19 protein-coding genes, 1 tRNA gene and 2 pseudogenes are annotated in these 22,709 nt (G+C 61.1%); 11 read left to right on the forward strand and 11 right to left on the reverse strand.

All coding sequences use genetic code 11. The features are described from left to right. Positions 1–335: 335 nt before the first annotated feature. The 7 genes and pseudogenes from Q7C33_RS27305 to Q7C33_RS27335 all read right to left on the reverse strand — a co-directional run bounded on the left by Q7C33_RS27305 (position 336) and on the right by Q7C33_RS27335 (position 6,931). Positions 336–2,174 (reverse strand): annotated as a pseudogene (locus Q7C33_RS27305) (tyrosine-type recombinase/integrase). A 235-nt stretch (positions 2,175–2,409) separates the two neighbouring features. Continuing rightward, positions 2,410–2,485 (reverse strand) — tRNA-Gly (locus Q7C33_RS27310). A gap of 63 nt (positions 2,486–2,548) precedes the next feature. Continuing rightward, complete coding sequence (gene pgsA / locus Q7C33_RS27315) at positions 2,549–3,109, reverse strand: CDP-diacylglycerol--glycerol-3-phosphate 3-phosphatidyltransferase (RefSeq protein WP_030141409.1); 561 nt, start codon at positions 3,107–3,109, stop codon at positions 2,549–2,551. A gap of 32 nt (positions 3,110–3,141) precedes the next feature. Continuing rightward, the gene (uvrC, locus tag Q7C33_RS27320) at positions 3,142–4,965 is read right to left on the reverse strand and encodes an excinuclease ABC subunit UvrC (protein ID WP_407684471.1); all 1,824 of its coding nucleotides are present in this window, start codon (positions 4,963–4,965) and stop codon (positions 3,142–3,144) included. 2 nt (positions 4,966–4,967) lie between these two features. Continuing rightward, positions 4,968–5,609, reverse strand: coding sequence for a response regulator transcription factor GacA (gene gacA / locus Q7C33_RS27325; RefSeq protein WP_003200277.1), 642 nt, complete (start codon positions 5,607–5,609; stop codon positions 4,968–4,970). Between the two features lie 127 nt (positions 5,610–5,736). Then, the gene (locus Q7C33_RS27330; RefSeq protein WP_030141407.1) at positions 5,737–6,171 is read right to left on the reverse strand and encodes a GNAT family N-acetyltransferase; all 435 of its coding nucleotides are present in this window, start codon (positions 6,169–6,171) and stop codon (positions 5,737–5,739) included. Positions 6,172–6,181: 10 nt separating this feature from the next. Continuing rightward, positions 6,182–6,931: a carbon-nitrogen hydrolase family protein gene (locus tag Q7C33_RS27335; RefSeq protein WP_407684472.1), complete on the reverse strand. Its 750-nt coding sequence runs from the start codon at positions 6,929–6,931 to the stop codon at positions 6,182–6,184. A 154-nt stretch (positions 6,932–7,085) separates the two neighbouring features. Between Q7C33_RS27335 and Q7C33_RS27340 the strand changes: the two genes are divergently transcribed. Both Q7C33_RS27340 and Q7C33_RS27345 read left to right on the forward strand, forming a co-directional pair. Beyond that, the gene (locus Q7C33_RS27340) at positions 7,086–7,214 is read left to right on the forward strand and encodes a hypothetical protein (RefSeq protein ID WP_407684473.1); all 129 of its coding nucleotides are present in this window, start codon (positions 7,086–7,088) and stop codon (positions 7,212–7,214) included. A gap of 331 nt (positions 7,215–7,545) precedes the next feature. Next, entirely contained in the window at positions 7,546–8,616 is a 1,071-nt protein-coding gene (locus Q7C33_RS27345; protein WP_334597930.1) for a 3-deoxy-7-phosphoheptulonate synthase, read from the forward strand. 24 nt (positions 8,617–8,640) lie between these two features. On the opposite strand, the gene Q7C33_RS27350 is transcribed toward Q7C33_RS27345, so the two are convergent. Then, entirely contained in the window at positions 8,641–9,750 is a 1,110-nt protein-coding gene (locus tag Q7C33_RS27350; protein WP_407684479.1) for a hypothetical protein, read from the reverse strand. Between the two features lie 294 nt (positions 9,751–10,044). Between Q7C33_RS27350 and Q7C33_RS27355 the strand changes: the two genes are divergently transcribed. The 6 genes from Q7C33_RS27355 to Q7C33_RS27380 all read left to right on the forward strand — a co-directional run bounded on the left by Q7C33_RS27355 (position 10,045) and on the right by Q7C33_RS27380 (position 16,959). Next, positions 10,045–10,917 carry an esterase/lipase family protein gene (locus tag Q7C33_RS27355; RefSeq protein WP_323153983.1) on the forward strand — a complete coding sequence of 291 codons (873 nt, stop codon included), beginning with the start codon at positions 10,045–10,047 and terminating at the stop codon, positions 10,915–10,917. A gap of 74 nt (positions 10,918–10,991) precedes the next feature. Continuing rightward, on the forward strand, positions 10,992–11,273 hold the full coding sequence (locus tag Q7C33_RS27360) for a peptidylprolyl isomerase (RefSeq protein WP_258647868.1): 282 nt from the start codon (positions 10,992–10,994) through the stop codon (positions 11,271–11,273). Positions 11,274–11,402: 129 nt separating this feature from the next. Further along, positions 11,403–13,271: an extracellular solute-binding protein gene (locus tag Q7C33_RS27365; RefSeq protein WP_217862064.1), complete on the forward strand. Its 1,869-nt coding sequence runs from the start codon at positions 11,403–11,405 to the stop codon at positions 13,269–13,271. Then, on the forward strand, positions 13,271–14,329 hold the full coding sequence (locus tag Q7C33_RS27370) for a microcin C ABC transporter permease YejB (RefSeq protein ID WP_030140550.1): 1,059 nt from the start codon (positions 13,271–13,273) through the stop codon (positions 14,327–14,329). The genes Q7C33_RS27365 and Q7C33_RS27370 overlap by 1 nt, the downstream gene beginning before the upstream one ends. Beyond that, entirely contained in the window at positions 14,329–15,351 is a 1,023-nt protein-coding gene (locus Q7C33_RS27375; protein ID WP_198795723.1) for an ABC transporter permease, read from the forward strand. The genes Q7C33_RS27370 and Q7C33_RS27375 overlap by 1 nt, the downstream gene beginning before the upstream one ends. Before the next feature lie 27 nt (positions 15,352–15,378). Beyond that, positions 15,379–16,959, forward strand: a complete 1,581-nt coding sequence (locus Q7C33_RS27380; protein WP_407684474.1) for an ABC transporter ATP-binding protein — start codon at positions 15,379–15,381, stop codon at positions 16,957–16,959. 5 nt (positions 16,960–16,964) lie between these two features. Here the strand turns inward: Q7C33_RS27380 and Q7C33_RS27385 are convergent, their stop codons facing one another. The 3 genes and pseudogenes from Q7C33_RS27385 to Q7C33_RS27395 form a co-directional block, all read right to left on the reverse strand. Continuing rightward, positions 16,965–17,444, reverse strand: coding sequence for a methyl-accepting chemotaxis protein (locus Q7C33_RS27385; RefSeq protein ID WP_407684480.1), 480 nt, complete (start codon positions 17,442–17,444; stop codon positions 16,965–16,967). 75 nt (positions 17,445–17,519) lie between these two features. Continuing rightward, positions 17,520–18,299: pseudogene (locus Q7C33_RS27390) on the reverse strand (PAS domain-containing protein); the annotation flags it as partial. A gap of 115 nt (positions 18,300–18,414) precedes the next feature. Continuing rightward, positions 18,415–18,630 (reverse strand): TIGR02450 family Trp-rich protein, encoded by a 216-nt coding sequence (locus tag Q7C33_RS27395; protein ID WP_030140546.1) that lies wholly within the window; start codon positions 18,628–18,630, stop codon positions 18,415–18,417. A gap of 165 nt (positions 18,631–18,795) precedes the next feature. Between Q7C33_RS27395 and Q7C33_RS27400 the strand changes: the two genes are divergently transcribed. The 3 genes from Q7C33_RS27400 (at position 18,796) to hbdH (ending at position 22,690) form a co-directional block, all read left to right on the forward strand. Continuing rightward, entirely contained in the window at positions 18,796–20,211 is a 1,416-nt protein-coding gene (locus Q7C33_RS27400) for a sigma-54 interaction domain-containing protein (RefSeq protein WP_407684475.1), read from the forward strand. Positions 20,212–20,513: 302 nt separating this feature from the next. Further along, on the forward strand, positions 20,514–21,905 hold the full coding sequence (locus Q7C33_RS27405) for a GntP family permease (RefSeq protein WP_030141405.1): 1,392 nt from the start codon (positions 20,514–20,516) through the stop codon (positions 21,903–21,905). 8 nt (positions 21,906–21,913) lie between these two features. Beyond that, the gene (gene hbdH / locus Q7C33_RS27410; protein ID WP_407684476.1) at positions 21,914–22,690 is read left to right on the forward strand and encodes a 3-hydroxybutyrate dehydrogenase; all 777 of its coding nucleotides are present in this window, start codon (positions 21,914–21,916) and stop codon (positions 22,688–22,690) included. Positions 22,691–22,709 lie beyond the last annotated feature (19 nt).

Below are 22,709 nucleotides of genomic sequence, written 5' to 3' on the forward strand. Positions count from 1 at the left end.
CGGATGCTTGCTTTCAATCGCCACAGTAAAATTTTTTATCGACCTGTAGAGGTAGCGCTGCGCTGGTGTCTTCTAATGGCATATGAAGCCCAAATTCTCCAGTCAAATTGGACCGATTTGGCTATTCTACGGACGACTTTTCCACAATGGCCGTGCCTGCATGCAAATACCGAGAGAATTATCGATGCAGTTAAGCATGGTGAACTGCCTTACGGCTGCCTGGGACTAACGGTTTCTCGAGGCACTCCTGACTTGCGTAGCCCAAACATTCAGGAGTAGCTCTAGATGGGCCCAAGAAAGCAGCGACATTCGTTATCACCGCACGAGACAGCACCTCAGCTTGAGACCAGGGCGCTAAAAACGATTCGCACAGTCACGTCGAAATTCTCCAGAGTTAGTACGTCGATTGGCGAGCGCCCCTTCAGTCGCTCATGAGGCTCACAGACCGTCCGATAAAGCCGCCACGCATCGACATCCGGAAACCGCGCTAATGCAGCAAGTACCAACTTGTGCCGCAATGGATCAAGCTGCCAGTCGGGAATGCGCTGACCGCGATTCCCCAGGCTAAGGGAAAGCAGACGCCGAGCCTTGATATCACGGTTGATCTGATCTCGGGATTTGCCAGCCAATTTAGCGAAAACCAATAAAGGCAAATTACTAGTAGCCTCATAGATGACAAGCATCTCGGCGCGTTCGCGCTGGATGTCAGACACGTGAGGTTTATGCGGCTTTTCAGTCGGGACCGGGTGAGGTACGACAGGCGACGGGTGCAACATAAGAGCTGGTTCGTTACTAACCGAAGCCTTGGGCACCGAGACGGTTGCCTTTGGAAAGGCTTCGTAATACTGAATGGGATTCGTGTTCACGTTTTCCAGCGACGGCAGCGAAGCGGCCCCCTCCAATCGGATGGTAAGCGGAGAGCTTGCCGCTTTCAGCTGGCCCTGCCCCCACAGATCCAGGCGGTTCGCCCAGTCCTGCATCATGGTCCGGCGCTGTTCAACGTACTCCGCGTGGTTGTAAGCCGCACTCACCTTATCCGGATCAGCATAAGAAAGCTGAGCATCCACCCACACCTTCGGGTATCCGATCTCGTTCAACGCCGTCGAGATCGTCGCCCTCATCCCATGACCGGTGAGTTGATCGGCGTACCCCATACGGCGTAACGCGCCATTCAGCGTGTTCTCGCTGATGCGTTTGCTTAGATCACTTCGATGTGCAAACAGGTAGCGCTGCGCAGGGACAACCTGGTCCAGCAAGTGACGCACGATCTCCAGCGCCTGAACCGACAGCGGCACGATATAAGGCGGTACATTTTGGGTCTGCTTACCTGGCTTTCGCATCGCTAACTGGAGCTGCTTCACCACCTCCGCCGGTATGACCCACAAGCGCTTCTCCAGATCGAACTGGTCGGGTGTCGCCAACCGCAACTCGCCCGTGCGGACACCGGTCAGCAGCAACAACCGAAGGCCAAGCCGCGTTTGGCTGGCGCCACCGTAATTTCGAAGAGCAACCATCAATCCTGGGAGCTCGTCCATTCGGAGAAAAGGATTGTGTGTCACAGGAGGTTTGGGAAGTGCGACCACATCGAGGTCTTAAGCCGGATTGTGTTCCAACCCCTCAATCTTCACCAGCGCATAACGGAACAATTGGTTGAACCAAGTCCGGCATTTTTCGGCTGTCGTTAAGGCCTTGCGCTGTTCGATCCTGCTCAGCAAATCCAACAGATCGTGACGATTGATATCGTAGATGGACCGCCCGCCCAACGTGGGCAGGACGTCTTTATTGAAGATTCTCAAGATTTGCGAGAGCGTGCTCTGGCGGCCTTCCTTCAGGCTCAGCCTGCGAAACTCCACCCACTGATTGAACACGGCCTCGAAGGTATGCTCTGCCGCAAAACGAACAGCACGACGCTGTTGCTTACGGTGCTCATAGGGATTGATGCCTTGGGCGACCAAGGCTCGCGCCTCATCACGTCGGGCACGGGCTTCTTTGAGGCTGATTTGCGGATAACTACCGAGAGACATGCGCTTCTGCACGCCCGCCCAGTAGTATCTGAAACGCCAGATTTTCCCGCCGCGGGCCGTCACGTTGAGCGCAAGCCCATCCGTGTCGCCTATCGTGTAGTCATTGCCGGTGATTCGGGCTTGCCGAACGGAGGTATCCGAGAGTGCCATAGCGAGCTCCTGAACAGAGTCAGGGCCAGATGCTTGTCTCGCTATCCAAGCTGCTCCAGCAAAAAACCGATTCAGTGCACATCCAAATACAAGATCCTCATTCGGGACTTAAATCGGGACTTAAAAGCACTGGATGGAGCTGGATTTCAGTGGTTCCCGCTGGAACGAAAAAAGGGCCTAAAGGCCCTGATTTCAATCACTTACAGAATTCAGTGGAACTCTGTAGCGCAATATTTGGAGCGGGAAACGAGACTCGAACTCGCGACCCCGACCTTGGCAAGGTCGTGCTCTACCAACTGAGCTATTCCCGCGTCTTGGTGTGGCGCATTGTATAGATTCAAAACACGCCGTCAACCCTTTGATTCAAAAAAGTTTTATTTCGGATCGACATCGGTCCGCAGGTGCGGCCAGGCGGCGCGCAGGTATTGGACCATCGACCATAGCGTCAGGCCGGCGGACACCAGCAGCAAGGCATAACCCAACAGGACCCAGAAGCTGAAGTCCGAGGGATTCGCCAGCAGGATCACCAGCGCGAGCATCTGCGCGGCGGTTTTCCATTTGCCGAGGTTCGACACGGCTACCTGGGCGCGGGCGCCCAGCTCGGCCATCCATTCGCGCAGGGCCGAGACGACGATTTCGCGGCCGATGATCACCGCCGCCGGCAGGGTCAGCCAGAGGTTGCCGTGTTCCTGCACCAGCAGCACCAGGGCCACCGCGACCATCAGTTTGTCGGCCACCGGATCGAGGAACGCGCCGAACGGCGTGCTCTGCTCCAAGCGTCGGGCCAGGTAACCATCCAGCCAGTCCGTCGCGGCGGCGAAGGCAAAGACCGAGGCGGAGGCCACGTAACTCCAGTGATACGGCAAATAGAACAGCAAAATGAAGATCGGGATGAGCAGGACGCGTAGGACGGTAATCAGGTTTGGGATATTCATCGGCACAACTGGCTACGAGGTTGACGGGCATTCTACTCGCTATGCAGGTTTGCATAAATCGACTCTGCAAGCTTTTTACTGATACCGGGTGCTTTGGCTATCTCCTCGATGCTGGCACGAGACAGCTCCTGCAAGCCACCAAAATGTTTCAACAGATCACGCCGGCGCGTCGGCCCGACCCCTGCCACGCCTTCCAGCGTGGAAGTGCGGCGGGTCTTGCCGCGGCGCGCACGGTGGCCGGTGATAGCGAAACGGTGGGCTTCGTCGCGGATCTGCTGGATCAGGTGCAGGGCCGGCGAATCCCCTTTGAGGGTGAACTCATGGGCCGCGTCGTTCAGGTACAGGGTCTCGAAACCGGCCTTGCGCGTCGCTCCTTTGGCCACGCCGAGCAGGATCAGGTCCGGCACCGCCAATTCATTGAGCACGTCGCGGGCCATGGACAGTTGGCCTTTGCCGCCGTCCACCAGCAGGATGTCCGGCAGCTTGCCCTCCCCGTCCTTGATCTTGCCGAAGCGCCGCATCAACGCCTGGTGCATCGCCGCATAGTCATCGCCGGGGGTAACGCCCTCGATGTTGTAGCGCCGGTAATCGGACTTGATCGGGCCTTCCGGGCCGAACACCACGCAGGAGGCAACGGTTGCCTCGCCGCTTGAGTGGCTGATGTCGTAGCACTCGAGCCGCTGCGGTGGCTCGTCCAGATTCAAGACGTCAGCCAGGGCATCGAAGCGTGCCGCAACGTGCTGGCGGTTGGCCAAACGTGCACCGAGGGCCTGTTCGGCGTTGGTCACGGCCAGTTGTTGCCAGCGCGCGCGGGTTCCGCGCACACGGTGGCTGATGGTCAATTCGCGACCGCGTAGCTTGTCGATGCCTTCGATCAGGGCCGGGAAGTCTTCATGGACCACGTTGACGATCAATTCGCTGGGCAAGTCGCGTTCAGGGCTGCTGATGTAGTACTGCCCCAGGAAAGCGGCCATGACTTCCGCCACGTCTTCCTCGATCCCTACCTGGGGGAAGAAGTTCTTGCTGCCCAAGACGCGGCCGCCCCGCACGTTGATCAAGTGCACACAGGCGCCGCCCGGATTGATGAACGCCGCCACGATATCGACGTCGCCGCTGCCGCCTTCCATGCTTTGCTGATCCTGGACCCGGCGCAGCAGCCCGATCTGGTCGCGAAGCTCGGCGGCGCGTTCGAATTCGAGGTTGATCGAAGCCTCTTCCATGGCGGCGGACAGCTCATCGGTCAACGCATTGCTGCGCCCTTCCAGGAACATCACGGAGTGACGCACGTCCTCGGCATACACCTCGGGCTCGACCAACCCGACACACGGTGCCTTGCAGCGTTTGATCTGGTATTGCAGGCACGGCCGGGTGCGGTTCTTGTAGTAACTGTCTTCGCATTGGCGAACGAAGAAGGTTTTTTGCAGCAGGCTCAGGCTTTCACGAATCGCCCCGGCGCTGGGGTAAGGACCGAAGTACCGTCCCTTCGCCTTCTTGGCTCCGCGATGAATGCTCAGGCGCGGAAACGCCCCGTCGGACAGGAACACGTACGGGTAGGATTTGTCGTCGCGCAGCAGGATGTTGTACGGCGGGCGCCACTCCTTGATCAGCGTCTGCTCAAGCAGCAACGCCTCGGTCTCGTTGGCCGTGATCGTGGTTTCGATTTGCGCGATACGCCCCACCAGGGCGGAGGTCTTCGGTGCGAGGCCGGTCTTGCGGAAATAACTGGCCAGGCGCTTCTTGAGGTTCTTGGCCTTGCCTACATAAAGCAGGCGCGCATCGCTGTCGAACATGCGGTACACGCCAGGGCGGCCGCTGCAGGTCGACAGGAAGGCACTTGGATCAAACTGTTCAGTCATTGTCAGGCGCTGGCATCGACCATGCCATGACGCACCGCCAGCAGCGTCAACTCGACGTCACTGCTGATCGAAAGCTTTTCGAAGATACGGTAACGGTAGGTATTGACGGTCTTGGGCGACAGGCAGAGTTTGTCGGAGATGATCTGGACCTTCTGGCAGCCGACAATCATCAAGGCAATCTGGATTTCTCGCTCGGAAAGCGCATCGAAGGGCGAATCGTTGGTCGGCTGGAACGACTTGATCGCCAGCTGCTGGGCAATCTGCGGGCTGATGTAGCGTTGCCCGGCAAACACCAGGCGGATCGCCTGGACCATCTCGTTCAGGCCGGCGCCCTTGGTGAGGTAGCCCGCCGCGCCTGCCTGCAACAACCGGGTCGGGAATGGATCTTCCTCACACACCGTTACCGCGACGACCTTGATATCAGGATGGCTGCGCAACAGCTTACGCGTGGCTTCAAGGCCGCCGATGCCCGGCATCTTGACGTCCATCAGAACCACGTCGGGTTTCAATTCCCGCGCCTTGATCAGGGATTCCTCCCCGGACTCGGCCTGGCCAACTACCTGCAGGCCATCGATGTCAGCCAGCATCCGCGTAATGCCCGTACGGACGAGATCATGGTCATCGACCACTAACACCCTAATCAAGCAGACACCTCACGATTTTGGTCTTGTATGGGTTGCCCCACACCTTAGCAAAAAAGCACTCGGCAGACCTAGCGCAAACAGGCAGATAAAAGTTACAACACATCTTCTCGGCCCGACACTCGAAGCCTCAAGCACCTACGTCTCGCTGCATCCTCAGGAAACACTCGTCTTCGCCGACCACCTGCAGCCCCATGCGCTCATAAAGGGCCCTGGCCGGATTATCCTTGAAGACCGTCAGGCGCAATGCCGGTCGATGTTCAAGTGCCACCATCCGCCAGACCTGTCCGATCGCCCAGGTTCCGGCACCCTGCCGACGAAACGCCTGGTCTATCTGCAGCTCGCGGATATACAAGGCGCGAGCGTCACGGCTAAGGCTGACAAAACCCAGCGCCTGGTCATCACGGTGGATGATCCAGTTCTGGCGGATGACCCAGGCCAGGTCGAACGCTTCGTCCTGCCACAGCAAATCATGGCGCAGATAATAGGGAAGCATGTTGCGGCAAGTCAGTTGCCGGGCGAAATCGATGTCGCCGACCTCAGCCAGGCGCCATTGGAAACTCATGGAAACCTCGTCAAAGCGGCACGACCTGCCCGGCCCAGCCATCGCCACTGCGACGGGCGATAACCAACGACTCGCCAACGCCGGGTGCCGCTGCGATCAGCGAACCGCCGGGGCCCCAGATCGCGCTGCGACCCGCTGACTCCCAGCCCCCGGTGGCGCCACCATGATTGGCCATCAGGACCGTCATGGCGTGTTGCCGGGCATAACCTTGCAGCAACGTCGTGTCCGGCAGGTAGCCGCCTTCGGTGATCAACACACCCGCCGCATACACCGTGGCGCCCCGCTCCGCGGCTGCGGCGGCATGGCTGGCGTGGCAGAAATCGGCACACACCGCCCAGGCGACGCGATCCGCCCCCATCTGCAGCAACGAACCGCCATGACCAGGCGCAAAGGCGACCTCTTCGCCAGGGTGCAAGTGCTGTTTGCTGTAGACCCCAAGGGAGCCATCCGCCCCCAGGATCAATGCGCCGATCATCACGGGTGCGCCTGCCAACAGGCGGATCGGCATGCCGACCACCGTGGTCAAACGCAACTCGTTCGCCAGGTCGCGCAGCGGCTGCAAGATGGCGTCGTCAGGCAGTATCGCCAACTCCTCGGCCAGATCCCGCTCATAACCGGTGAGAGACAACTCGGGAAATACCAGCATTTGCACGTCCCGCTCGGCAGCGGCCTGCATGAAAGACCGGTGGCGCAATAGATTGGCGCTGACGTCCCCGGCAATGGATATGGCCTGTGCGGCAGCAAAGACTGAAGCGTTCATAGTTCGTCCGAAAGAGTCAGAACAAGGCTGGAGTTTGTCATAAAGCCGACCGGACTCAAGCGAGGCGAATGTTTTTAAACGCCTGATAGAATTTTCTTATTGAACGGCTGCGTCGCGCTCTAGTAAGCTCGGGACCATTCATCGGAGACAGACCATGTTCAACGCCCTCTCACCGCTTCAACCTGCCAGCGCCCTGCGCTCGGTTGCGGCTGCCTGGGCGAACAAGGTGCAGACTCCGGCCAGCTTTTATTTTGGGTATTGGTTTAGCCACTGGCGCGCCTGATACCCAACCGGCGCCCATGAAAAACGGGTCGCCTTCCAGAGTTTTCCAAACCCCCGGTCGGCCTCCCGACCGGGGGTTTTGTTTTTCAGGCCCCAGACATTCGCAGTACCAGACAACTTGAGGATTGAGCCATGAACTACGCCACTTATTACCGTAACGACAGTTTTTCCGCCTGGCGATTTACCAGCCACCGCTCGGGACAGCCTGCCGCCTCCGATCGGTCACCTACCGGTGGCATGCCTACGTTGCGGGCCATTACGGCCAATTGTCGAACACCCCAATAGGGCCGACGCGCGGGACTGAACCCGCTGCCCGCCCAGGAAGCCAGATCATGAATTCGTCCGTCTCCGCTTTGCCGCTGTCCACGCTCAATCCTGCCAATGAAGCCTTGACCCTGCGCTTGCCAAGCGCGTTGCAGCTCAAGCAACAATTGCCACTTGATGCGGCGTTGAGTCACCAAGTCGGCGTCCATCGCCAAGCGGTCCGCGCAATCCTCAATGGCGAGGATTCCCGCCTGTTGGTCATCGTCGGCCCTTGCTCCATACACGACCCGAAATCCGCCCTCGAATACGCCGCCAACCTGGCCCGTCTTGCCCGGGAGGTGAGCGACAGCATGCTGCTGGTGATGCGTGCCTACGTCGAGAAGCCGCGCACCACCATCGGCTGGAAAGGCCTGGCCTACGACCCTCACCTCGACGGCAGTGATGACATGGCCGCCGGTCTCGGCCTGTCTCGGGAATTGATGCGTGAAATGCTGCGACTCGGCCTGCCCGTCGCCACGGAGTTGTTGCAGCCCATGGCTGCCGGTTACTTCGACGACTTGCTAAGTTGGGTAGCGATCGGCGCCCGCACCACCGAATCGCAGATTCACCGGGAGATGGCCAGCGGCCTGGGCATGCCGGTAGGGTTCAAGAACGGCACGGACGGCGGCGTCGGCATCGCCTGTGACGCCATGCGCTCCGCCGCTCACCCTCATCGGCATTTCGGCGTCGACAGCCAGGGACATCCGGCGATCATCCAGACCCCGGGCAACCCCGACACGCATTTGGTGCTGCGCGGCGGCCATCGCGGTCCGAACTACGATCGCCAGAGCGTGGCCCAGATACACGACGACCTGGCTCGCCTCAAGATCCCGCCCCGCATCATGGTCGATTGCAGCCACGCCAACAGCGGCAAGGACCCACTGCGCCAACCCCAGGTGTTCAATGACGTTTTGGAACAACGGCTGCTGGGCAATCACGCGCTCATCGGCATGATGCTTGAAAGCCATCTGTTCGAGGGCTGCCAGCCATTGGGCCCGGCGATGCGCTACGGGGTGTCAGTCACCGATGGGTGTCTCGGCTGGGAATCCACCGAGCAGCTATTACGCCAGGCTCACGGCAGGTTGCAATCGCTGGCGTGAACGCCTTGAACCATCGGCAAGCCCTCATTCGGTGCGGGGCTTGCCGCCGCCAGGCAGCCCGGAACGCACCTGAAGGGTCTCGGTGGCAGACCGCTGGCTGACATCATCCAGGCGCTCTACCTGATAAAAGAAATAGACCGGGCGGTCGAGTTGATCCCGCCAATAAGCGGCGGGCACCTTGAAGACCACCGGCTGGCCTGCCGTCTCCTCGGTAATCAAACAGTCGCGGACGGTGAAATAAATGCCATCGCACTGAAACCAGACCAGTTCCCCCGCCTCCAGTCCAACCCCGTCGATGACCACTGTCGCCGCGTCATCAAGCGCGTCGACATCAAGCCAACCATCATGCGCCTCCAGGATGACCGGCGCCTTCAGCACGGGGCGCACCAGCGGACCTATGTGGATCGACAACGATTCGGCCCGGCGCACCAGGTGCCCTCGCCTGACGACATAGGTCAAGCTCAGCGAATGCCCCAAATGGGGAATGATATTGGCGTGTTCAATCCAGAACGAAACTTCACGGCCCACCGCGTGGGCTTCGATATCGAGTTCATCGCGCCATAACGGCTTCGAATCACGGCTGGCAATGAGAATGATTCGATCGCCTGCCGCCATTCTTGAATAGGGCCGCACAGTGACCAGCGTGCCCTCGGGTACTCGCCCTGGATCGAGACTCCCGCCCACCGCATCGTTGGCGATAGGCGGCAACAAATGCGTCGGTACATCTCCGATCACCAACTGCAAGGGGTCCGAAACCAGCCCGGCGGGCAGTTGCTTGCCGGTTACCCGATACGAGAGTTCCAACGAGCCACCCTCCAACTCGGCAAGGTGAGGTTCGCGCACGACAAACACGACGTCGCGCCCTACCTGCCGTCCCGTGACAAACCGGCGGACTTCATGACGGTATGGCTCGCCATCGTTATTGAGGCCATGCCAACGCAACAGCACTTCATCGCCACAGGCCATCATCGGGTATGGCACGACCGTGACGACAACCTTGCTCCAGGCGGGATTGATCACGCCTCCCTGGGCCCTTGCCAGCACAGGCGCCGGCAGTTTGTGCGGCGAACGCCTTGTTCTGGCAACAGATGATTCAACAGTCATTTCCTGGCTCCAATCCTTGGACAAAGGCACCGCCTGATGCGACGGTGCCGGATGAAGCCATTGAAATTGCTTGGGCCCAGACAGGCAATCAGACAACACGACGCGAAGAGTAGTCTCCAGCAACTGAGGTTGTAGCTTTGAAGTGCGCTCGCTATCAGACGCATCGCTTGGTCCTAGGCATCATCCCGCCTCGCAAGAAACTTCTCGCGTTCTTTATTCCGGTTTCCGCAGCTCGCAGCGGTCTTGTCCTACACCGCCCGCTCATCGCCTCGATTAGAGTGGCGCTGGCAACACAACATGAACCTCTTCGAAAAAGGTATGAACATGCAACGGAATGCAACTACGCGCTTTCCCATCTTATTGGTCCATGGTTTGTTCGGGTTCGAAAAGGTTGGGCAATCCGAACTTTTCCGTGACATCAAAGAAGCCCTACGTACGGCCGGTGCCCGAGTGTTCATCCCGTACGTATCAGTCACGCACTGCAATGAGGCCCGTGGCGAGCAGTTACTGGCGCAGATTGAGCGGGTCCTTGATGGGACCGGTGCCCCCAGGGTCAACCTGATCGGTCACGGCCAAGGCGCGCTGGCCGCCCGCTATGCTGCGGCGATGGCACCGGACCTTGTCGCCTCGGTCACTTCGGTCAACGGGCCCAATCAGGGTTCGGAACTGGCGGACTTCCTGCGCAAGGCGTTGACCCCAGGCCGTCTGCCGGAGCATGTCGCGAGTCGGGTCGCGACGCTTTTTGCCGACTTCATTTCATCGCTCAGCGGCCAGGCACAGCTCCCGCAACATGCCATCGCGGCACTGGCAGCGCTGACCACCGAAGGCGTGGGCGCGTTCAATGACAAATACCCTCAGGGCCTGCCCCGTAGCTGGGGAGGCAACGGCCCGCAAGAGGTCAACGGCGTGCGTTATTACTCGTGGAGCGGGACGGTGCGAGACACCGCGGATAACGCCGCGGATACCGCGCACGGTTTCTGCCAGGCCTTCTCCGAATATTTCATTACCGAGGCTGGGCAGAACGATGGCATCGTCGGGCGCTACAGCTCGCATCTAGGCAAGGTCATTCGCTCCGATTACCCCATGGACCACTTGGACGCGATCAACCAATCGGTCGGCGGCGAACGGTGCAAGGGAACCGATCCGGTGGCGCTCTACCTGAGGCACGCCGAGCGCCTGCGAATCGTCGGGCTTTGACGCATTTTTGACAACAAACCCATACCAATTCCGGTAGGCTGAGCACTTTTAAAGACATTGAAAGGATTTTTCCCATGGCCAAAGCCACTGCCCGCCACATCTTGGTTTCCAGCGAAGACAAGTGCAACGAACTCAAGACACAGATCGAAGCTGGCGCCGATTTCGCCGAAGTCGCCAAAGCCAACTCGTCATGCCCGTCCAGCCGCCAGGGCGGTGACCTGGGTTCCTTCGGTCCAGGCCAGATGGTCAAGGAATTTGACACCGTGGTCTTCAGCGCTCCGATCAATGTGGTCCAGGGCCCGGTCAAGACCCAGTTCGGCTATCACCTGCTGGAAGTGACCAGCCGCCAGGACTGATCCCGGTCTATCGACATGACGGCCCGCCTTTTGGTGGGCCGTCATGTTTGGGTCATGCGAGGGGCTGGCGCTCGGCACGTCGCTCGCGTAGAAATCGTGGTCATCGATCACCCGGCGTTAAGGCTGACAATGCGACTGGCGTTTCCCTCTTGGCTGCTCACCGCCGCGCTCCTGCTGACAGGTGCTGCAACGGTGAATGCCACCCCCCAACATGCCCTGACCGTCTATGGCGAACCAGCCAAGTACGCCGAAGGCTTCGGCCACTTTGCCTATGCCAATCCCCAGGCCCCCAAGGGTGGCACGATGCGCCGCTCAGCCATGGAGATCGGCCATTTCGACCATGTACTGCCCTATATCGACAAAGGCATCGGCGTCAGCCAGGTCGATGGCATGCTCTATTCGCCACTGGCCCAGCGCTCGCTGGACGAGCCCTATACCGTCTACGGCCTGGTTGCCGAGAAAATGGAACGCGCCGAGGACGGCCTGTCCCTGCGTTTCTACCTGAATCCCAAAGCACGTTTTGCCGACGGCAAGCCCATCACCGCGCAAGACGTGCGCTACAGCTTCGACCTGCTGATGACCCAGGGCAGCCTGCGCTATCGCACCCAATTCGCCGCCGTCAAAGGTGTCGAGGTGGAGTCGGAACGCACCGTTCGCTTCGACTTCAAGAACAATGAAAGCCGCACCCTGCCTCTGGACATCGCCACCCTGCCGGTTTTCCCCGAGCACTGGTGGAAAACCCGCGACTTCGCCAACGGCGGCGGCTACGAGCCGCCCCTGGGCAGCGGTCCATACCGGGTGAGCAAGGTCGACTCGGGCCGCAGCATCACCTTCGAGCGCAACGCCGACTGGTGGGGCAAGGACCTGCCGGTCAGCCGCGGCCTCTATAATTTCGACCACTTCAGCATCGAGTACTTCGGGGACACCGACGTGGCCCGGCAAGTCCTGCGCGGCGGCGCGTACGACTACAACCGTGAGTTCTCCGCCACCGGCTATTCCATTGGCTACGACAGCCCCGCCCTGCGCGACGGTCGCCTGCAAAAGGCCCACCTCGCCACCGAGGCGCCCCAGCCGGCCCAAGGTTTCGTGTTCAATCTGCAACGACCACAATTCCAGGACCGCCGCGTACGCCAGGCGCTGGCCATGCTCTGGGATTTCGAGTGGAGCAATCGCCAGATGATGCGCAACCTCTACGTGCGTCAACAGAGCTATTTCTCCAACACCGACCTCGCCGCCCGGCAACTGCCCGATGCAGGCGAACTGGCAATTCTGGAACCGTTGCGCGGCAAGGTACCCGAGGAGGTCTTCAACCAGGTCTTCGAGGCGCCGAAAACCGACGGCAGCGGCATCATCCGTGACAAGCAACTGCAAGCCCTGGCACTGCTGGAACAGGCCGGCTGGAAACCTGACGGCGATCGCCTGGTGAATGCCGAAGGCGAGGCCCTGAGCTTCACTTTCCTGGTGACCCAGAACGGTATCGATCGCCTCCTGCTCCCCTATAAGCGGACCCTGGCGCAGATCGGCATCGACATGAACATCCGGCGCATCGACTCGTCCCAGTACGTCAACCGCCTGATGAGCCGCGACTACGACATGATCATCACTGGCTACCCCGTCAGCACTTCGCCGGGCACGGAACTCTACAACTACTTTGGCTCGGCGGCGGCCACCGACCCCGGCGCGAACAACTACATGGTCTTGCAGAACCCCGCCGTGGATGCCCTCATCGACGGCCTGGTCAAGGCCACCACCCAGGGCGATATGCTCCGCCATGCCCATGCGCTGGACCGGGTGCTGCAATGGAATTACTACTGGATTCCCAACTATTACCCACCCGGCAGCTCCACCGTGTGGTGGAATCGCTTCGGCATGCCGAAAGTCCAGGCGAGCAATGACGAAGCCATCGAGAGCTGGTGGGAAGTCAGCACCACGCCGCTGACCAACGAGCAGATGACCGCCGAACGCATCAAGCGCGGCTCGCCTGGAGGGCATCACTGATGTGGACTTACATTGCGCGGCGCCTGCTGCTGATCATTCCCACGCTGGTGATTATCCTGCTGGTGAACTTCGTCATCGTCCAGGCCGCGCCGGGCGGACCGGTGGAACAGGCGATCGCTCACCTGCAGGGCATCGGCGGGGCCGGCGTCGGCAGTTCGGGCGATGCCATGACCGGCAGCTCCCGCGCCAGCCGTGGGCTGGACCCGCAACTGATCAAGGACATCGAGAAACAGTACGGCTTCGACAAACCCGCCCACGAGCGCCTGTGGCTGATGCTCACCAGCTACGCCCGCCTGGACTTCGGCAAGAGCTTTTTCCGCGGCGCCACGGTCACCGACCTGATCCTGGAAAAAATGCCGGTGACGATTTCCCTCGGGCTCTGGGCGACATTGATCACCTACCTGGTGTCGATCCCCCTGGGCATTCGCAAAGCGGTGCACCACGGTTCGGCCTTCGATGTGTGGAGCAGCACCGCGATCATCATCGGCTACGCCATGCCGGCGTTCCTGTTCGCGATGTTCCTGATCGTGGTGTTCGCCGGCGGCACTTCGCTCAACTGGTTCCCGGTGCGCGGCCTGGTCTCGGACAACTTTGAATCCCTGTCGACCCTGGGCAAGATCGCCGATTACTTCTGGCACCTGGTGCTGCCGGTCACGTCGTTGGTGATCGGCGGCTTCGCCACCCTGACGATCCTGACCAAGAACTCGTTCCTCAACGAAATCACCCGGCAATACGTAGTCACCGCGCGGGCCAAGGGCATGAGCGAACGCCGGGTGCTGTACGGCCACGTGTTCCGCAACGCGATGCTGCTGGTGGTGTCGGGCATTCCCCAGGCATTCATCAGCGTGTTCTTTGCCGGCTCGTTGCTGATCGAGGTGATCTTCTCCCTCGACGGCCTGGGCCGCATGAGCTATGAAGCCGCCGTGTCCCGGGACTATCCGGTGGTGTTCGGCTCGCTGTTCATCTTTACGCTGTTCGGCCTGCTGATCAAACTCATCGGCGACCTCTGCTACACCCTGGTGGACCCGCGCATCGACTTCGCCGCGAGGAACGCCTGATGTTCAAGCTTTCCCCCTTGGGCCGCCGCCGGTTCGAGCGCTTCAAGAAGAACCGTCGCGGCTGGTGGTCGCTGTGGTTGTTCATCGGTCTGTTCATCCTGACGTTGGGCGGTGAACTGATCGCCAACGACAAACCCCTGGTGGTGAGCTACCAGGACTCGCTGTACTTCCCGGTGTTCAAGCGCCACACCGAACAGGAGTTTGGCGGCCAGTTGCCGTTCCAGGCCGACTATCGCAGCAGTTATGTCCAGGACCTGATTCACAAGGGCGGCGGCTGGCTGCTGTTTCCGCCCATCCCGTTCAGCGATGACACGCCCAACTACGACCTCAACCAACCGGCGCCAAGCCCTCCGTCGAGCGTCAACTGGCTGGGCACCGACGACCAGGCGCGGGACGTCCTGGCGCGGGTCATCTTCGGCGCGCGGGTGTCGATCCTGTTTGCCCTGGCCTTGACCGCCATCAGCGCGTTGATCGGCATCGCCGCCGGGGCCTTGCAAGGTTATTACGGCGGCTGGGTGGACCTGCTTGGGCAACGCCTGCTGGAAGTCTGGTCCGGGCTGCCAGTGCTCTATCTGCTGATCATCCTGTCCGGTTTCGTCGAGCCGAATTTCTGGTGGCTGCTGGGGATCATGGCGCTGTTTTCCTGGCTGGCCCTGGTGGATGTGGTACGCGCCGAGTTCCTGCGCGGGCGCAACCTCGAATACGTCAAGGCCGCCAGGGCTTTGGGCTTGTCAGACCGCAAAGTCATCGTTCGGCATATCCTGCCCAACGCGATGAACGCCACCCTGAGCTACCTGCCGTTCATCCTCACCGGGGCGATTTCCACCCTGACGGCCCTGGATTTCCTCGGTTTCGGCATGCCGGCCGGCAGCGCATCCCTGGGTGAGCTGATCGCCCAGGGCAAGCAGAACCTGCAGGCGCCGTGGCTGGGACTGACGGCGTTTTTCACCTTGGCGCTGATTCTTTCCCTGCTGGTGTTTATCGGTGAAGCGTTGCGAGACGCGTTTGACCCTCGGTCTTGACCCACGATCATGAAGCGGAACCTTGAGATGAGCGACAACCTGATCGAAATTCGCGACCTGAGCGTGGCCTTCAACGACCAGACGGTGGTGCGCAACCTGTGCCTGGACATTCGCCCCGGCGAATGCCTGGCCCTGGTGGGCGAGTCGGGTTCCGGCAAGTCGGTCACGGCGCACTCGATCCTGCAACTGCTGCCGGAAACCGGCACGCGCACCACCGGCAGCATCCGCTATCGCGGCGAGGAACTGGTGGGTGCCGAGGCCAAGATCCTGCGCGAACTGCGCGGCAACCGGATCGCCATGATCTTCCAGGAGCCGATGACCTCGCTGAACCCGCTGCACAGCGTCGAAAAGCAGATCGGCGAAACCCTGATGCTGCATCGAGGCCTGGGTGGCAAGGCCGCGCGCCAGCGCATCCTGGAACTGCTGGCCCTGGTCGGCATCCAGAAACCCGCCGAACGCCTCAAGGCCTATCCGCATCAGCTTTCCGGCGGCCAGCGCCAACGCGTGATGATCGCCATGGCCCTGGCTTGCGAGCCGGAACTGCTGATCGCCGACGAACCGACCACCGCCCTCGACGTGACCGTGCAGCGCAAGATCCTGCTGCTGCTCAAGTCGCTGCAGCAGCGCCTTGGCATGTCCCTGCTGCTGATCAGCCACGACCTCAACCTGGTACGCAGCATCGCCCAACGGGTGTGCGTGATGAAGGCCGGGGAAATCGTCGAGCAGGCGCCGTGCGAGACGCTGTTCAGCGCACCGAAACACCCCTATAGCTGCGAGTTGCTGCATGCCGAACCGGAAGGCGAAGCCCTGCCCCGGGATGAACGCGAAGAAGTCCTGCAGGTCGAGGACCTGCGGGTCAGCTTCCCCCTCGGCGGTGGGTTGTTCCGGCGCAAGGAATATCTGCGCGCCGTGGACGGCATCAGCCTGAGCATCCAGCGCGGCAAGACCCTGGGCATCGTCGGCGAGTCCGGCTCCGGCAAATCCACGCTCGGCCAGGCGATCCTGCGGCTGATCGAATCCGAAGGCAGCATCCGTTTCCAGGGCCATGCGCTTGATCATCTGTCGCACAAGGAACTGCGGCCCTGGCGCAAACAGATGCAAATCGTTTTCCAGGACCCGTTCGGCAGCCTCAGCCCGCGCATGTCGGTGCAACAGATCATCAGCGAAGGCCTGGAAGTCCATAGCCCCTCCAGCGCCGCGCAGTGCGAAGCGCGGGTGATCCAGGCACTCAAGGAAGTCGGCCTCGATCCACAGAGCCGGCATCGCTATCCCCACGAGTTTTCCGGCGGCCAGCGCCAGCGCATCGCCATCGCCCGGGCGCTGGTGCTCAAGCCAGCGTTGATCCTGCTGGACGAACCCACCTCAGCCCTCGACCGCACTGTGCAGAAACAAGTGGTCGCCCTGCTCCGCGACCTTCAGCAAAAGCACGGCCTGACTTACCTGTTCATCAGCCACGACCTGGCGGTGGTGCGCGCCCTGGCCCACGACATGCTCGTGATCAAGGACGGCAAGGTGGTCGAACAAGGCGCCAGCCATGACGTGTTCGACTCACCCCAGCATCCGTATACCAAGGAGTTGTTGGCGGCGGCGCATCCGGGGTCAGCCTGACGCGATCAGGCGTCGCCTCGCTGATCCATGGCTTGTGCAAACTCGCCAATCACCTCGACCACCTGCTGCGCGCCGCGGTGAATGTCCAGGATCACCGTGCCTGCCTGGTTCGCCAGCTTCACGCCTTGCTCTGCCTTGAGCGTACTGGATTGCATGCTGGTCACCGCCTGCCTGGCCAGCTCGCGGTTCTTGCCGACCACGTCGGAGATGGCCACGGTGGCCTGGCTGGTGCGGCGCGCAAGGTTGCGCACCTCATCGGCGACCACCGCGAAACCACGCCCCTGCTCCCCGGCCCGGGCTGCTTCGATGGCGGCATTGAGCGCCAGCAGGTTGGTCTGCTCCGCGATCCCGCGGATGGCGTCGACGATGCTGCCGATTTCTTCGGACTGGGCACTCAAGGCACCAATGCCCAGGGCGACCTGCTGCAGTTCATCGGCAATGCTCTGCACCACCGTTACGGTTTGCTGGACAACCGAGGTGCCCATCTGCGTGTGCTCATCGGTTTTTCGCGATGTTTCGAAGGCCAGTCGCGCCGCTTTTGATTCAGTCTGGCGCTGCTCGACCTCGCGAGTGCTGTCGGTGGCGAACTTGACCACGCCATACAAGCGGCCATTGGCGTCGTAGAGCGGGTTGTACGTTGCTTGCAGCCAGACCGTCGCGCCTCGTTTATCGACGCGCTGGAACAGCCCGCTCATGTATTGGCCACGGTTCAGCGCGGCCCAAAAGCCGCGATAGGCTTCGTCCTGCACTTCGTTGGGCTTGCAGAACAGGCGGTGGTGCTGGCCGAGCACGTCTTCGCGTCGATACCCCATGACCTTGAGGAAATTGTCGTTGGCCCGCACTACGGTACCGCCCAGGTCGAACTCGATGACCGCCATGGAACGGTCGATCGCCTGCATGACACTGGACTCGGCCTGGGCGCGCAGCACGCGCTCGTGGCGGTCGCGCACTATCTGGATAACGCTTTGAATGCCTGAGCCCTGACCGCGCACCGCTACATAGCTGGCCTCCACCCAGATCCCATCGCCCTCGCGCCGCCGGTGCAGAAACTGCGCCTCGGCGCTTTCGCCACGCCCCAACTGCTGCCACAACGCTGCGTTTTCCTGGCTGCGGGCGTAGGCAGGTTCGTAGAACATGGAATGATGCTGGCCCACGATCTCGTCGAGAGAATAACCGGTCATTTTCAGAAAAAGCGCACTGGCGCCAAGCACCTCGCCCGTTGCGCTGAACTCGACCATCGCCATGGCGTCATGGAGCGCCACCCGCTCCGCTTCAAGAATCGCCTGCCTGGCCTGGATGTGTTGCAAAGCGTCCTGATGCTTGCGAGTGCGAATGAACATGGTACCGCTCCCCGAGACGTTGACTGGGCAGCATTAAGCCATCATCCAACAAAACTTGTACAGTTTTATATTTCTGTACAAGTTAAAGAATTTTTCCTTTCGCGCAGTTCGGTCATCAGCTCCAGCCCATCTTCCAACGCCTGCTGTCCCGTAGCGCCTGCCAGTCCAAAAGCTCGCTGCGTGCGCTGTGAACAGCCTGCAACTCGACCTGGATCGGTGCTCCCTGATCGTCGCAAAGCAATTGGATGACGAGAAAATGCTTCTCCCGATTGACCGGCTCGCACGCCGTCCACTTGGAAAGCTTGAGCTTCCGAGGATTGAACTTGTTCATGGCCCGTTCGCATTTTTTATGTACAGAGTCGCTAAACTGTACAAGTTTATAGATCACCTCACCACGACGATTCAGAAGGGAGTGTTGATCAACCTTCGTGCCTCGGCATAATGCCGCCAAACGACCGGCTTCCTACCGCAAGCCTGCCTTCCCTGGAAATGGCCGATGAACCCCACCGAAAGCCTCAAGGATTACAAGCGCGTGCGCACGCTGGCGATCCGCTCGTTGTTCGAGATCATCGAGCAGTCCAGTGAAGGCACGGTGATCGTCGACCGTGACGCCAATATCGTCTGGATGAACGAACGCTATGCCCGTCGCTTCGGCCTGAATTCGGCGCAGGAGGCCATTGGGCGGGCGTGCGAAAGCGTCATCCCGGGCAGCCTGTTGCGTGAGGTGGTGCGCACCGGGCGGCCGATCCTGCTGGACATGCAGGACACCCCCAAGGAACCGCTGGTGGTGATGCGCCTGCCGATCCATGACAATGCCGGCGCGGTGATCGGCGCCATCGGCTTTGCCTTGTTCGACGAATTGCGCAGCCTGTCGCCGATGCTCAAGCGCTACTTGAGCATGCAGGAGGAGCTGGCCTCCACCCGCTCGCTGCTGCGGGCGCGGCAGACCAAGTACAACTTTGCTCATTTCATTGGCACCAGCAGCGCCGGCCTTGAAGTCAAGCGCCGCGCCCGACGCAGCGCCAGCACCGATTCGCCGGTGCTGCTGCTCGGTGAAACCGGCACCGGCAAGGAGTTGCTGGCCCAGGCAATCCACAGTGCCTCGCCGCGGACCCACAAGGCCTTCGTCAGCATCAACAGCGCCGCGATACCGGAATCTTTGCTGGAAGCCGAGTTCTTCGGCACCGCGCCCGGCGCTTTCACCGGCGCCGACCGCAAGGGCCGCGCTGGCAAACTGCAAATCGCCCAGGGCGGGACGCTGTTCCTCGACGAAATCGGCGATATGCCGCTGCCCTTGCAAAGCAAACTGCTGCGCGTGTTGCAGGAAAAAGAATACGAACCGGTCGGCTCCAACGAGGTGCTGCAAAGCGACGTCCGGGTGATCGCCGCAACCTCCACCGACCTGGAAGCCGCGATCAAGCGCGGCGAATTCCGTGCGGATCTGTATTACCGCCTCAACGTATTGCCGATCCAGGTCCCACCGCTGCGCGAACGCCTGGATGACCTGCCCGCCCTGAGCGAGGCGATCCTCGAAGAATTGCGCAGCCAGCACGAATTGCACCGCGACGCCCTCGACCTGCTGGGCCAGCATGCGTGGCCGGGCAACATCCGGGAATTGCGCAACGTGCTGGAACGCGCGGCCCTGCTCAGTGACGACCTGGTGCTCACCGCCACCGACATTCGCGCCGCCATTGGGACTTTCACTCCGGTCGTGCGGGCGACGATCCCCAGCCTGGAGCCGTTGCCCCAGGAAACCTTCAGCCAGGCCCGGGCCCGATTCGATCGACATCTGATCGAAACCACCCTCGCGCAATGCGATGGGCGGGTAATCGAGGCTGCCGAGCGGTTGGGGCTGGGCAGGTCGACGCTGTACAAGAAGATGGTGGCGTTGGGGATTGCAGAGTCTCAATAAAGAGACTCAATTCTCTATAAATAGACTTCTAATTTGGAGCGCTTTGCGCTCATCGCGAGCAAGCTCGCTCCCACAGGGGACGGGGTTCTCCTGGAATACCGGGTCAACCTGTGGGAGCGAGCTTGCTCGCGATGAGGCCAGCCCAGCCCCTAAAAATCTCCAATCAGAGACAAATCTTTCAACCCACCTCTATCAACACAGATAAAACCCTTATATTTCAGCCGCTTACCCACCTGGCACAAAACTCGCTATAGCCCTCCCCACGCATCACCCCACAAAAATAACAATCCAGGAGACACACCATGAGTGTGATCATTGCCTTGGCAGCCCTCACGCTGCTGATGGTTGCCGCCTACCGTGGCTACAGCGTTATCCTCTTCGCCCCCATCGCCGCCCTCGGCGCGGTCCTGCTCACCGATCCGTCCGCCGTCGCCCCCGCGTTCACCGGGGTGTTCATGGACAAGATGGTCGGCTTCATCAAACTCTATTTCCCGGTGTTCCTGCTCGGCGCGGTGTTCGGCAAGCTGATCGAGCTGTCGGGTTTCTCCCGCTCCATCGTCGCGGCGGCGATTCGCCTCTTGGGCACACGCCAGGCCATGTTGGTGATCGTGCTGGTCTGCGCGCTGCTCACTTATGGCGGCGTGTCGCTGTTCGTCGTGGTCTTCGCGGTGTACCCGTTCGCGGCCGAGATGTTCCGCCAGAGCAATATCCCCAAGCGACTGATCCCGGCCACCATCGCCCTCGGCGCCTTCTCGTTCACCATGGACGCTTTGCCCGGCACGCCGCAGATCCAGAACATCATCCCGAGTACCTTCTTCAACACCACCGCCTGGGCGGCACCGTGGCTGGGGGTGATCGGTACGCTGTTCGTGTTCAGCATCGGCATGCTGTTCTTGCAGCGCCAACGCAACAAGGCCCTGCGCCTGGGCGAAGGCTACGGCACCGAGCTGCGCAACGAGCCGGAGACCGCCGAAGACATCAAGCTGCCCAATCCCTGGATCGCCGTCTCGCCGCTGCTGGCGGTGGGGATCATGAACCTGCTGTTCACCCAGTGGATTCCCCAGTGGTACGGCAAGACCCATAGCCTGGCGTTGCCGGGCATGGCGGCACCGGTGACCAGCGACGTCGCCAAGCTCACCGCGATCTGGGCCGTGCAAGCGGCCTTGCTGGTGGGCATCGTCATGGTGCTGCTGTTCGGTTTCCGGGCCATTCGCAGCAAACTCGCCGAAGGCAGCAAGAGCGCGGTGGGCGGTGCGTTGCTCGCGGCGATGAACACCGCCTCGGAATACGGTTTCGGTGCGGTGATCGCCTCCTTGCCGGGCTTCCTGGTACTGGCCGACTGGCTCAAGAGCATCCCTAATCCGCTGGTCAACGAAGCCGTGACCGTGACGCTGCTGGCGGGCATTACCGGCTCCGCATCGGGTGGCATGAGCATCGCCCTGGCGGCGATGTCGCAAACCTTCATCAACGCTGCCAATGCCGCCAACATCCCGCTGGAAGTGCTGCACCGGGTGGCCGCCATGGCCAGCGGCGGCATGGACACCCTGCCCCACAACGGCGCGGTGATCACCTTGCTGGCGGTGACCGGGCTGACCCACCGCGAAGCCTACAAAGACATTTTCTGCATTACGCTGATCAAGACCCTCGCGGTGTTCTTCGTGATCGGTGTGTTCTACGCCACTGGCATTGTGTGAGGTTCCCTATGACAACCACTCTTGCGGGCAAGACCGCCCTGGTCACCGGCTCCACCAGCGGCATCGGCCTGGGCATCGCCCTGAGCCTGGCCAAGGCCGGCGCCAACCTGATCCTCAACGGCTTTGGCGATGCATCGGCGGTCATCGCCGAAGTCGCGCAACACGGTGTAAAAGTTGGCCATCATCCGGCCGACGTCAGCGACCCGGCGCAGATCGCCGACATGTTCGCCTACGCCGAGCGCGAATTTGGCGGCGTCGACATTTTGGTGAACAACGCCGGCATCCAGCATGTGGCCGCCGTGGAGGATTTTCCGGTGGAGCGCTGGGATTCGATCATCGCCATCAACCTGTCCTCGGTGTTCCACGCTACCCGCCTGAGCCTGCCGGGCATGCGCGCCAAGGGCTGGGGACGGATCGTCAACATCGCCTCGGTGCACGGCCAGGTCGGTTCCGTGGGCAAGGCGGCGTACGTCGCGGCCAAGCATGGGGTGATCGGCCTGACCAAAGTGGTCGGCCTGGAAACCGCCACCAGCAACGTCACCTGCAACGCGATCTGCCCGGGCTGGGTACTGACGCCGCTGGTGCAGAAGCAGATCGACGACCGCATCGCCACGGGTGTAGAGCCGCAACAGGCCCAGCATGATCTGCTGGCCGAGAAGCAACCGTCCCTGGAATTCGTCACCCCGCCGCAACTGGGTGAACTGGTGCTGTTCCTCTGCAGCGAAGCCGGGAGCCAGGTGCGCGGCGCGGCGTGGAATATTGATGGCGGGTGGTTGGCTCAATAACCCCCTCCCAATCCCTCTG

The organism is Pseudomonas sp. BP11-1-1, from assembly GCF_052112105.1.
Taxonomy (GTDB): domain Bacteria; phylum Pseudomonadota; class Gammaproteobacteria; order Pseudomonadales; family Pseudomonadaceae; genus Aquipseudomonas; species Aquipseudomonas alvandae.